11 protein-coding genes and 1 pseudogene are annotated in these 12,783 nt (G+C 42.0%); all 12 read right to left on the bottom strand.

Annotated features, from left to right (window positions below; all coding sequences use genetic code 11):
- Nucleotides 1-90: 90 nt before the first annotated feature.
- The 12 genes and pseudogenes from acnD to acpP all read right to left on the bottom strand — a co-directional run bounded on the left by acnD (nucleotide 91) and on the right by acpP (nucleotide 12,737).
- A pseudogene (gene acnD / locus BI198_RS08380) lies at nucleotides 91-2,678 on the bottom strand (Fe/S-dependent 2-methylisocitrate dehydratase AcnD).
- 118 nt (nucleotides 2,679-2,796) lie between these two features.
- Complete coding sequence (gene prpC / locus BI198_RS08375; protein ID WP_070049143.1) at nucleotides 2,797-3,924, bottom strand: bifunctional 2-methylcitrate synthase/citrate synthase; 1,128 nt, start codon at nucleotides 3,922-3,924, stop codon at nucleotides 2,797-2,799.
- Nucleotides 3,925-3,960: 36 nt separating this feature from the next.
- Nucleotides 3,961-4,845, bottom strand: a complete 885-nt coding sequence (prpB, locus tag BI198_RS08370; protein ID WP_070049142.1) for a methylisocitrate lyase — start codon at nucleotides 4,843-4,845, stop codon at nucleotides 3,961-3,963.
- The gene (locus tag BI198_RS08365; RefSeq protein ID WP_070049141.1) at nucleotides 4,842-5,522 is read right to left on the bottom strand and encodes a GntR family transcriptional regulator; all 681 of its coding nucleotides are present in this window, start codon (nucleotides 5,520-5,522) and stop codon (nucleotides 4,842-4,844) included. Before BI198_RS08365 ends, prpB begins: the two co-directional genes overlap by 4 nt.
- Before the next feature lie 976 nt (nucleotides 5,523-6,498).
- The gene (locus BI198_RS08360) at nucleotides 6,499-7,281 is read right to left on the bottom strand and encodes a TatD family hydrolase (RefSeq protein WP_070049140.1); all 783 of its coding nucleotides are present in this window, start codon (nucleotides 7,279-7,281) and stop codon (nucleotides 6,499-6,501) included.
- Nucleotides 7,282-7,374: 93 nt separating this feature from the next.
- Nucleotides 7,375-7,701: a PilZ domain-containing protein gene (locus BI198_RS08355; protein WP_070049139.1), complete on the bottom strand. Its 327-nt coding sequence runs from the start codon at nucleotides 7,699-7,701 to the stop codon at nucleotides 7,375-7,377.
- 11 nt (nucleotides 7,702-7,712) lie between these two features.
- Complete coding sequence (gene holB, locus BI198_RS08350) at nucleotides 7,713-8,636, bottom strand: DNA polymerase III subunit delta' (protein WP_070049138.1); 924 nt, start codon at nucleotides 8,634-8,636, stop codon at nucleotides 7,713-7,715.
- Nucleotides 8,637-9,317 carry a dTMP kinase gene (tmk, locus tag BI198_RS08345; protein ID WP_235605288.1) on the bottom strand — a complete coding sequence of 227 codons (681 nt, stop codon included), beginning with the start codon at nucleotides 9,315-9,317 and terminating at the stop codon, nucleotides 8,637-8,639.
- Between the two features lies 1 nt (nucleotide 9,318).
- The gene (mltG, locus tag BI198_RS08340; protein WP_070049137.1) at nucleotides 9,319-10,323 is read right to left on the bottom strand and encodes an endolytic transglycosylase MltG; all 1,005 of its coding nucleotides are present in this window, start codon (nucleotides 10,321-10,323) and stop codon (nucleotides 9,319-9,321) included.
- Nucleotides 10,317-11,075 carry an aminodeoxychorismate lyase gene (gene pabC, locus BI198_RS08335; RefSeq protein ID WP_235605286.1) on the bottom strand — a complete coding sequence of 253 codons (759 nt, stop codon included), beginning with the start codon at nucleotides 11,073-11,075 and terminating at the stop codon, nucleotides 10,317-10,319. The genes mltG and pabC overlap by 7 nt, the downstream gene beginning before the upstream one ends.
- 107 nt (nucleotides 11,076-11,182) lie before the next feature.
- Nucleotides 11,183-12,421, bottom strand: coding sequence for a beta-ketoacyl-ACP synthase II (fabF, locus tag BI198_RS08330; RefSeq protein ID WP_070050776.1), 1,239 nt, complete (start codon nucleotides 12,419-12,421; stop codon nucleotides 11,183-11,185).
- 79 nt (nucleotides 12,422-12,500) lie between these two features.
- Entirely contained in the window at nucleotides 12,501-12,737 is a 237-nt protein-coding gene (acpP, locus tag BI198_RS08325) for an acyl carrier protein (RefSeq protein WP_070049135.1), read from the bottom strand.
- Between the last annotated feature and the right edge of the window lie 46 nt (nucleotides 12,738-12,783).

Below are 12,783 nucleotides of genomic sequence, written 5' to 3'. Positions count from 1 at the left end.
GTTGTCTGAGCCCTGCCAAAGGCAAAGGCAAAGGACGAGTTACTGTGACAAGCAGATCAGAGGTTGTAACCAAAGCCAAATACACCCGATTTAAACAGTACCTTGTAAAAAGTCCTGTGCAAAGCGTTGTAATACACCCCCTGCAGCGAAAATCGACGCCTCTTCTACGGTATCTAATCGACACAGTACTGGCACTTTAACGTTCTCACCATTTTTACGATGAATAGATAACGTCATCTCAGCTTGTGGTTTAGGTTTGCCTAAAACATCATAGGTTTCAGTACCGTCTAACTGTAGTGTTTCACGGGTAGTGCCAGGCATAAATTGCAGTGGCAACACACCCATACCCACTAAGTTAGTACGGTGAATACGCTCAAAGCCTTCAGCAGCAATCGCCTCAACACCGGCTAAACGTACACCTTTTGCAGCCCAGTCACGTGACGAACCTTGACCATAGTCAGCACCGGCAATAATGATTAACGGTTGCTTGCGCTCCATGTAGGTCTCAATAGCATCCCACATGCGCATCACTTTACCTTCAGGCTCTAACCGCGTTAACGACCCTTGTTGTACTTTGCCGTCAACTACGGCCATTTCGTTAATGAGTTTAGGGTTAGCAAACGTAGCACGCTGCGCAGTTAAGTGATCGCCGCGGTGCGTGGCATAAGAGTTAAAGTCTTCTTCTGGCAAGCCCATTTTATGCAAGTATTCGCCTGCTGCGCTGTCCATCATAATAGCGTTTGAAGGTGATAAATGGTCGGTAGTAATATTATCGCCCAATACCGCTAATGCTCGCATCCCAGTTAAGCTTAACTCGCCGGCTAATGCACCTTCCCAGTATGGCGGACGACGAATATAGGTACTTTGTGGACGCCAATCATACAGTGGGTCTATTTTGTCTCCGTAATCAACCGCGACATTAAACATTGGCTCGTATACTTTGCGGAATTGCTCTGGTTTAACGCTTTGTTTCACTACTGCGTCAATTTCTTCGTCGCTTGGCCAAATATCGATTAATCGAACTTCGTTACCCTGCTGATCAATACCTAGCACGTCTTTTTCGATATCAAACCGAATAGAGCCGGCAATAGCATAAGCCACAACCAAAGGTGGCGAGGCTAAGAAAGCTTGCTTAGCATAAGGGTGAATACGACCATCAAAGTTACGGTTACCCGATAACACGGCTGTGGCGTATAAATCACGCTCTACCACTTCTTGTTGAATGATAGGATCAAGCGCACCACTCATACCGTTACAGGTAGTACAGGCAAAGCCGACAATACCAAAACCTAATTGCTCTAATTCTGGTAGTAATTTTGAGTCTTCTAAATATAACTGCACGGCTTTAGAGCCAGGTGCTAAAGAGGTTTTAACCCAGTCTTTACGGGTTAAGCCTTTGGCATTGGCATTACGGGCAATTAAACCTGCAGCAATAACGTTGCGCGGGTTACTGGTATTAGTACAGCTAGTAATAGCCGCAATAATTACCGCACCATCTGGCATTTTTCCTTCTTCTTGCACATAGCTAGCGGCAATACCACGGGCAGCTAAGTCAGACGTCGCTAAACGAGTATGTGGGTTAGACGGTCCCGCCATAGTGCGGCCAACTGAAGACAAGTCAAACTTTAGCACTCGTTCATATTTAGCAGCGCTTAAACTTTCTGCCCACAAACCGGTAGTTTTAGCATAATTTTCAACGAGTTTAACTTGTTCAGCTTCACGGCCAGTTAGGGTTAAATAGTCTAAAGTTTGCTGATCAATATAAAACATGGCAGCAGTGGCACCGTATTCAGGTGTCATGTTAGAAATAGTTGCCCGGTCACCTAAACTTAAGCTGGTAGCACCTTCACCGTAAAACTCTAAATAGCTAGATACTACTTTTTGCTGACGTAAAAATTCGGTTAAGGCTAAAACTATATCCGTCGCCATAATACCAGGTTGGGCTTTACCGCTTAATTCAACACCGACAATTTCCGGTAGTCGCATCCAGCTAGCACGGCCAAGCATTACGCTTTCTGCTTCTAAGCCGCCTACACCAATAGCTATAACGCCTAAAGCATTAACATGAGGGGTATGGCTATCGGTTCCCACTAACGTGTCTGGATAAGCAACACCGTCGATAGCATGAATAACCGGCGACATCCGCTCTAAGTTAATCTGATGCATAATGCCATTACCTGGTGGTATGACATCAATATTTTTAAAGGCTTTTTGGTCCAATTAATAAAGTGGAACCTGTCGTCATTACGACGGTCTTCAATAGCGCGGTTTTTATCAAACGCACCTTCTTCAAAACCGGCATGTTCAACTGCTAATGAATGGTCGACAATTAATTGAGTCGGCACAACTGGATTTACTTTTGCCGGATCACCGCCTTTAGCAGCAATAGCATCACGTAAACCGGCTAAATCGACTAATGCGGTTTGGCCTAAAATGTCGTGACACACTACTCGGGTAGGAAACCATGGAAAGTCTAAATCGTTTTTGCGGTAAATAAATTGCTTTAAATAATCTGTTAACATTGCCGGATCACAGCGGCGTACTAAGTTTTCGGCATAAACGCGTGATGTATACGGCAGTTTTGCATAAGCACCCGGCTCAATGGCATCTACTGCCGCTTGGGTGTCAAAATAATCTAAGTTGGTGCCTGCTAAGGGTTTACGGTACTGGCTGTTCATATTGGATACCTGTCTGATAAAAACACTATGCTTAGAGGTAAGCAAAACAGGTAACCCTGTTTTGCTCTTTATAATATAACCTCGCTGCAAATGAGCATTAGCTTAAATCGTGCAAAGCTTAACGCTGAGCGATCGGCATAACGCTACGTGGTTCAACACCAACATAATCTGCACTTGGACGAATAATACGGTTATCAGCACGTTGTTCCATTACATGCGCAGCCCAGCCTGTTAACCGGCTACAGACAAAAATAGGCGTAAATAATTTAGTTGGGATATTCATATAATTGTAAGCAGAAGCATGGAAGAAGTCGGCATTACAAAATAATTTTTTCTCACGCCACATTACCGCTTCACAACGCTCAGATACGTCATATAACGTGGTATCGCCATTGGCTTTACCTAGTTTTTCTGACCACTCTTTAATGACCGCATTGCGTGGGTCAGAATCTGCATATACCGCATGACCAAAGCCCATGATTTTTTCTTTGCGCTCTAACATACCTAGTAACTTCTGCTCGGCATCGTCTGGGCTAGTCATGTTTTCAATTAATTCCATCGCAGCTTCGTTAGCGCCGCCATGTAATGGGCCACGTAACGACCCTATCGCACCAGTGATACATGAATGCATATCACTTAAGGTTGATGCACAAACCCTTGCTGTAAAGGTAGAGGCATTAAACTCATGCTCTGCGTATAAAATTAATGATGCTTGCATCACTTCTACGTGAAGGGCTTCCGGCTTTTTATCGTGTAATGTCCACAAAAACTGTTCTGCAATAGACTCTGCAGCAGTGTCCACGCTAATGCGTTTGCCATGATGGCTAAAGTTATACCAGTAGTTTACTAAGCCTGGGAAAATAGCTAATAAGCGGTCAGATGCATCTTGTTGTTGCTCAAAGCTTTCTTCAGTTTCTAGATTGCCTAACATTGAGCAACCCGTACGCATAACATCCATAGGATGAGCAGAGGCTGGAATACGCTCTAACACTTCAGCTAATGCCGTTGGCAAACTACGTAAGCTTTTTAATTTCTTTTTATAAGCCGTTAATTCTGCAGCTGTAGGTAACTCACCTTTTAAAATAAGGTGCGCTACTTCTTCAAATTCACAGTTAGCCGCTAAGTCTTTAACATCGTATCCACGATAGGTTAAACCTGAACCTGATTTACCCACTGTCGATAATGCGGTTTTACCTGCGACTTGACCACGCAGACCTGCTCCGGTGAGTTTTTTTGCATTTGACATTATATTGTCTCCGATATCTTTAATATTGAGTTAATCTTATTTGGTTTTTTCAGTGAACAGCGCGTCTAGCTTTTCTTCAAAGCTGTGATAATTTAAGAAGTCGTATAATTCAGCACGCGTTTGCATACTGTCGACAACAGCTTTTTGATCGCCCTGCTCTAAAATAGATTGATACACATTTAACGCCGCTTTATTCATAGCTCTAAAAGCGCTTAATGGATATAACACCATAGCCACACCTACCGTTGCTAATTCGGCTTTATTAAATAAAGGCGTTTGTCCAAACTCGGTAATATTGGCTAATACTGGCACATCAAGCGCGTTAGTAAAGGCTTGGTATTGCTCTAAGGTATTAACCGCTTCGGCAAAAATAGCATCAGCACCTGCAGCTTGACACGCTAAAGCGCGTTCAATAGCTAAATCTAGTCCTTGTTGAGCTAAGGCATCGGTTCTGGCCATAATGAAAAAACTGTCATCAGTACGGGCATCTACACTGGCTTTTACGCGGTCGACCATTTCTTCTAATGTAACAATTTCTTTGTTTGGTCTGTGACCACAGCGCTTTTGCGCCACTTGGTCTTCAATATGAAAACCAGCGGCACCGGCACGGCTCATTTCTTTTACGGTACGGGCAATATTAAAAGCGCCACCCCAGCCGGTATCGGCATCTACTAATAATGGTAAAGACGTGGCTGCTGTTATACGACGAATGTCTTCGCAAACATCATTTAATGACGTCATGCCTAAATCAGGTAAACCAAAAGACGCGTTTGCAACGCCAGCTCCTGATAAATAAAGCGCTTGGTGGCCAGTACGTTCTGCCATCATTGCGGTGTAGGCGTTAATGGTTCCCACAATTTGTAGTGGTTGATTGGCGGCAATTGCTAACCGAAATTTGTTACCTGCTGTTTCTGAAGTCATGAAAGTTCCCCATTCTGGTTTAGTCGTTGTTCAATGTTACGTCGTGATGCCGCGATATGTCGGCGCATGAGTAAATCTGCCAACTCAGCATCGCGATTAGCAATCGCATTAAGAATAGCCTTATGTTCATCAAAAGCACGTGATACACGCGGGCCATTCATGCCAAGCTGCACCCGATACATTCGTACCAAGTGGTATAATTCGTCACACAAAATATTAATTAAATACGGATTTTTACTGCCAATGATTACTCGATAATGAAAATCTAAATCGCCGGCTTCTTGATAATAGCTTTCACCTTCACGCACACGCTGTGTGGATAAGTGTTGATCTAATAGATGTCTAACTTCTGCTATTTCGGTATCGGTCATATTTACGGCGGCTAAACGGCACGCCATGCCTTCAAGGGTTTCGCGTAACTGATATAAAGACAGTAACCCTTGGGTTGATAATTTAACCACTCGCGCCCCAGCATTGGGTATGCGCTCAATTAAATGGCAGCGCTCTAAGCGGGCTAATGCTTCTCGTAGCGGTGCTCTGCTTAAAGAAAAGCGTTTAGCGAGTTCAGGTTCACTTATTTTGCTACCTGCCGCAATAGTGCCCTCTACAATTGCTCGTTGAATTTCTAATAAAACTCGATCTGCAGCGGTGATAGGTAAAACAGTAGAAGTACGCATTACAAACACCAATTGTCGACAGTTGAATTAGTTAATGATGTTTTAACGCTTAACCGCAGCTATGTCAAGTTAGAAGGGAACAAGATTGTCGACAATACGACTAAAGTACTTATTAAATCAGATATTAGATATCTGTTATAAATATGACAGCAATTTAGTACTTATTTTTAGATTAAATATTTATAAAACAAAATTTTTATAAACTAAAAATTATATTAAAAACCCAGTCACTATTATCTGAGCGCTGAAAATTTTTAACCCGTTTATTAATACAGGTCATATAAACCGGTTAGCTCGCAAGAAAATTACTTATAGATATGCTTAATCAAGCTGCGCGTGACTTAGTGAGCTATTCTTTGATACTAGAATTTTTTATATTTAAAAGTGAGCAAAGTTTCAATGGTTTACTACACTTATTTTTATTGGCACCATTTTAAAATTCTCTAAATTATGTTTTTTAAATGGTCATATAAAAATTTAGATAAGAGGTCATATTAATTAAGACGATTGAAGTTGATACGATAGCGCACGGCTCATACCCTATGAGCCATTCCCCTTGGCCCAGAACAATGTAGATTGGTTCTGGGCTTCTTTTATCGGCCTATTTATATTTAAAAATATACTTACCACTTTCAGTCTTAGATCAGTTTTATAAGTCCGAGTCGACAATCTATTTTAGCTCAGCACAGTAACTCAGGTGCGCTAACGCACACCTTCAGACAACCTGTGCTGACATAAAACAGACATCGACTCTACCTTGTGTGTTTTAGCGAAAGCCTTGTATAGATTGCATAGCTGTGTAGATCGCTTAGCTCAGAGCGAAGGTTGGAACCACTGAAATGTTGGCACAGGTTGTCTGAGTCCTGCCGTAGGCATAAGGGCGAGTTACTGTGACAAGCAGATCAGAGGTTGTAACCGAAGCTAATTACACCCAACCAATTAAGTAATCAGCTTCAGCTTTAGTATTAAATTAAATTTAATTAGGCTTGTTTACAGCAGAGAATAATTGATAGAAGTTATTTGTTGTTACTTCAGCTAGCTCTTCAATAGAAATACCTTTTAACTCTGCAATAGCTTTCGCAACAGCGGTAACATAAGCCGGTTGGTTGGTTTTCCCTCTAAAAGGCACTGGTGCTAAATATGGCGCATCAGTTTCTATTAATAGACGGTCTAAAGGTATTTGTTTTACCACTTCACGTAATTCGTCAGCATTACGAAATGTCATAATGCCTGAGATAGAAATATAAAACCCCATATCCATGGCGGCTTTAGCCATATCCCATGTTTCTGTAAAGCAGTGCAATACCCCACCAGCACGTTCTGCATGATGGCTACGCATTAAACTTAAGGTGTCTTCTCTGGCATCACGGGTATGAATAATTAAAGGTTTATTCACTTGATTTGCCACTTCAATATGGCTAACAAATGCCGCTTGCTGTGAAGCTTTAGTTTCTACAGAATAAAAATAATCTAATCCCGTTTCGCCCACTGCCACAACTTCTGGCCGTTGGCACAAGGTAAGCAGTTGCTCTGGATCAACCTTATCGTGTTGGTGTAACGGATGTTCACCGCAAGAAATCGATACCATTGGATAAGCTGACACCTGTTGCGCCATTTGCTCAAACTTACTTAAGCTGACGCAAACACATAACATATGTTGAATTTTTTCGGCCGTTGCCTGAGCGATGACTTGATCTAAAGTTAAACCAAGCTTATCCAGCTCTAATAGATCTAAATGACAGTGTGAATCAACAAACAAGATTAAACCTCTATTTAACTAAACAATAAAAACCCATAAATATAGTACCCATTAATCTAACTTGCTTTTGGCAAGTAGTTTAAGGGGGGAAACTTACATGGTATAAGTCGCTTCACCAGATGCTGAATATTGGCCAACCAGTTTTTCAATTTTCGCGCTGAACTGCTGTTTATCATCGATAAAAGCAATGCCAACACCTGCCGGCATAGCACTTTGCGAGCCATGTGGCGATATCCAGGCAACTTTTCCTGAAACAGAAATTGACTCTAAAGCATCAGGTAAGGTAACCGTTAAAGCTAATGACTGGCCCATTTTGTAACCGGTACCGGTGCGTATAAATAAACCGCCATGTTTTAAAAACGGCATATAACTACGATACAATTCTTTTAAATCACTAAAACCAATAGATAGTTCGTCCATTTTCTCTCCGCTTAATGACGTAAACGCCGTAGCTCCGTTAATAAAGCACTCAGTGCTAGTGACTTATTCTGCCCTAAAATGTTCTGCTCGTCACGGCACCAACGCATATAGTACTGATGCGCTAAGGGTAAACGCTCAGCATTATGCTGTAATAATTGAGGTAAATAGGTTTTACGTATATAAAAACCTAATATTGCGGCTACTTGATCCGTTGCTAATAGTTGCTTAACCGCCTCTGGTAACGCAACTTGTTCGGTAAAAAACTTCTCTAATGTTTGCAACAAGCTTTGAATATTATCGGCTTTACCTGATTCGAGCATACTTAATGCTTTTAATGGCCCACCACTACAGTAGCTTAGTAAAAAATCTGGCACCGCTCTATTACTATGCTGCTCTAACCAATGTAAGGCATGGCTATCAAATTGGGCCGCAAGTGGCCAATTTTGCAAACGACTGAGCAATGTTGCGGTTAAACGTGCCGGATATGGGCTTAATAATAATAAATAGCCGTTTTGTGGCGGCTCTTCCAATGTTTTTAATAACGCATTTGCAGCTGCTTCAGTTAATCGCTCGGCATTTCGCAGTAGCACTAGCTTATTTTTTTGTTGCTGGGCGGTACTTTGCATAAACAGACTAATTTGGCGTACGGCATCCACCCCAATACTGGTATTGGTGGCATCGACTATAAGTAAATCTGCATGATTACCTGCTTTGCGTAATAAACAGCTTTTACAATGTTCACACGGTCGAGCGTCGCTAGCATTGGTCCCATTAGTACTTGTTGTATTGGTACAGAGCAAACTAGCAATTAACCAATTAGCTAAGGTGGTTTTCCCTACGCCCTCTGGACCAGTAAATAACAAAGCATGGGCTAAACTACTTTTAGCCATTAATGCCCTGAATTGAGCTTGATAAGGCTGTAACCAAGGTAACATTTATAAAGTGGCCTGAGTGTGAGGTGCAACTTGTGCATTTAACACGGATATAATATCAGCATGCACTTGTTCAATAGCTTGGCTTGCATCGATAGTAAAAACATTGGATTCATTGGCCGCAATTTGTTGATACTTTTCTCGCGTACGCTCAAAGAATGCCAGCTGTTCTAATTCGATTCGATCTAACTTGCCACGCTCCAGCGCACGTTGTAAGCCTATTTTAGGATCAATATCTAAATACAGGGTGATATCAGGGGTATGCTCAGACAATACCGCCCGACGTAAGTCGTTAATAAAAGCTTCGTCTAACTGCCTACCACCACCTTGGTAAGCCCGTGATGACATATCATGTCGGTCGGCTAGTACCGTTTTACCCGCGGTTAAAGCGGGAGTAATGACATTAGTCATTAACTGCATACGTGCGGCGTACATTAATAATAATTCAGTGGTGGGTGACACCACTTCGTCAGACACTTGCTTTACTAGGTTACGTATTTGTTCGGCCATTGGTGTGCCACCTGGCTCACGTGTGCAAATAACATCATGACCTTTCTGCTGCAACCAATGCTGAACTAAGGCAATAGCTGAGCTTTTACCACTGCCTTCTAGCCCTTCAACAACGATAAACTGGGCCTTATTTTGTAAGGTGTTTTTCTTAGACGATTGCATGTTAGTTTGCATGTTATTTTCCGAAAATATATTTTTGTACTGCAGCATTATGCTGCTCTAAACTGGTTGAAAACTGATGGCTACCATCGCCTTTACTGACAAAATAATATAAATCCGTCGCTTCGGGTTGCGCTGCCGCCATTAAAGCAGTTTCGCTGACCAACGAAATAGGACCAGGCGGTAAGCCTGCATGGCGATACGTATTATAAGGATGTGGATTACGTAAATCACTACGTTTAATGTCACCGTCAAAGTCTTTAATACCATAAATGACGGTAGGATCGGTTTGCAGGCGCATATTTTTACGTAAACGATTAACAAATACCGAGCTAACTTTTGCTCTTTCAGGAATATAACTGCTTTCTTTTTCGACAATAGAAGCCAACGTTAGCAACTCATATGGGTGCTGTATTGGCAAATCGACTTGGCGCTGCTGCCATGCTGCAGAAACATGCTTTATTAAGGCACTGGTCGCGCGTTTAATTAAGCTGCTGGCCTTACTATCAGCGGTGTAATAGTAGGTATCAGGAAATAATAAACCTTCTGCAGATTGCGGTATATCACCCCACTCTTTAGGCCAATTCACTAAGGGTAAAACATCATCTGCTGTTAATACATCTTGTTGTAAATATTCAGCAAACTGTAATCTTTGCAAGGCTTGGGCTAAGGTTTGTCCTTCTATAAATGTTAGCGAAAACTGGGCGACTTTACCTTCTCTAAACAAAGTTAACAGCGACAGTACCGACATATCATCGCTGACCCGATAACTGCCCTGTTGCACCGACGCTAAGTTAGGCTTTATTTTGGTATACAATTTTAACAATAGACAATCAGAACCTTTCAACTGACCTAAACTCTGCCATTGCCGACATAAACTTTGCACCGAACTGCCTGCTTTTACAGTATATATTGGCTCGGGCAAGTTAATTTGTAGCGACTCTAAATGTTTAATACTGGCAAAATAGGCTGTAATTAACAGCAGTGCGCCAAACAGCACGAATAATATTTTTTTTAGCATAATTGTCGCTTCATTAAGGCATTTACCGGTGTCATGTCTAACTCGCGCAACATAAATCGTTGCACGGGGACAATTTCCATTAATGCGTTACAAATAAACATGGCCTCAACATCATTAAGCTGCGCTAAGGTCCAACTAACTTGTTTTACATCGAATTGCTGCATTAAGTGCTGGCGCATAACACCGGCAACTCCAGCCCGCTCTAAACTAGGTGTATACCATTGCTGCTGCCGATAAAAAAAGATATTGGCAGCAGAGACTTCACAGACAAAATCTTGTTGATCAATAACCAGTAGATCATCAAACTCGGTGTGCAACAGTTGCTGTTTAATTAATACTTGCTCTAAACGGCTAGTATGTTTAATGCCTGCTAAAGCCGGTTGGATCGCAAGTTTTAATTCGGCTATGCCAAGGGTAATACCTTGTTGTCGCCATAAATGGTAATCAGGTAAAGCAGAGCAGCTAATATACACTTTAGGCGTATCGATTCCTTGACTACTATAGCCACGGCCACCTTCGCCACGAGAAATTAGTATTTTGATGACTTGGTTAGGCTCGGTAATAGCTGCCATAACCTCTGTTTCTAAGCTAGACCAATCTATTTTGGCAAAATGTAGTTGTGTAGCAGCGTGTTGCAATCGTGCCAGATGCAGCGGCCATAGCTGGATTAGACCCGCTTTAACCTGCATAGTGGTAAAAATACCATCACCATAATTAAAACTGCGATCAAAACGGCTAACACTTGGCTTCACTGCGGGCTCCATATAAAGGTATCGTCACAGTATGCCTTAATTAAAGGCTAACACAATAGTAAAAATAAAGGCTGCAATTAGCAGCCTTTATGTATTAAAACAGCCTATTAGACTCGTTTAAACAATATAGAGCCATTAGTACCACCAAAGCCAAATGAATTGCATAAAGCGTATTCCATTTGCACTTGGCGACCTTCATGCGGCACATAATCTAAATCACAGCCAACATCAGGGTTATCTAAGTTAATGGTTGGTGTTACTACTTGATCTTGCAATGAAAGCACAGTAATTATAGATTCCACTGAACCTGCAGCACCTAACAAGTGACCAATCATAGATTTAGACGAACTCACCATCACTTTATCGATATTGCTAGCAAACACAGATTTAATCGCTTGTGTTTCGGCAATATCACCAGCCGGTGTCGATGTACCGTGGGCATTGATATAAGCCACTTGGTCAGCATTAACAGCTGCATCTTTTAAAGCATTCGTCATGGCTAAAGCAGCACCTGCACCATTTTCTGGTGGCGATGTCATATGGTAAGCGTCACCGCTCATACCAAAACCGACTAATTCAGCATAGATTTTGGCGCCACGGGCTTTAGCGTGCTCGTATTCTTCGACTACCATCACACCCGCACCATCACCTAGCACAAAACCGTCACGGTCTTTATCCCATGGCCGACTTGCTTGTTGTGGCGCGTCATTGCGAGTAGATAATGCTCTAGCTGCAGCGAACCCCCCCATGCCAAGCGGTGTTGATGCTTTTTCAGCACCCCCAGCGATCATGACATCAGCATCACCATAAGCAATCATCCGCGCCGCATGGCCAATATTGTGTACACCCGTAGTACAGGCGGTAACAATGCTGATATTTGGCCCTTGCAAGCCAAGCATGATGGATAATTGACCAGCAATCATATTAATAATGGTTGATGGCACAAAAAATGGTGATAATTTTTTCGGGCTGCTCGCGAGTAACTTAGTATGATTTTCTTCAATCAAACCTAAGCCACCAATACCTGAGCCAATAGCTGCACCAATGCGCGGAGCATTTTGTTCAGTTATTTCTATTCCTGAATCGCGAAACGCCTGTATACCAGCCGCTACGCCATATTGAATAAATAGATCCATTTTCCTGGCATCTTTAACCGAGAAATAAGGTTCCACATCAAAATCTTTAAGTAATCCTGCAAACTTTGTGGTGTAAGCAGTGGTATCAAAGTGCTCTATCATAGAGATACCACTTTTACCCTGCTGTAAACCTTGCCAGCTTGAGGCTACATCGTTACCTAATGGCGTTAACATACCTAAACCGGTAACCACTACACGACGTTTTGCCACAAAACCCTCCGCCATGAAAATTATTGAAGTCGTAAAACGAAAACGGGTAGCTTAGCTACCCGTTCTGTAAGCATCTCGCTTATTCAGCGTGTGCTTTAACGTAGTCAATAGCAAACTGAACAGTAGTAATCTTTTCAGCTTCTTCGTCAGGAATTTCAGTATCGAATTCTTCTTCTAACGCCATTACTAATTCAACTGTATCTAGCGAGTCAGCACCTAAGTCTTCAACAAAAGAAGCTTCGTTCTTAACTTCTTCTTCTTTAACACCTAGTTGTTCAATGATAATTTTTTTAACGCGTTCTTCGATGTTGCTCATCTTTCTTTCCTTTTACTCATATAAATCGCAACAATTCGTGCAATTT

It is taken from the genome of Rheinheimera salexigens (assembly GCF_001752395.1).
In the GTDB taxonomy this organism is placed as follows: domain Bacteria; phylum Pseudomonadota; class Gammaproteobacteria; order Enterobacterales; family Alteromonadaceae; genus Alishewanella; species Alishewanella salexigens.
Note: the sequence above shows the minus strand (reverse complement) of the source record. Positions and strands in the feature narration are given on the sequence as shown.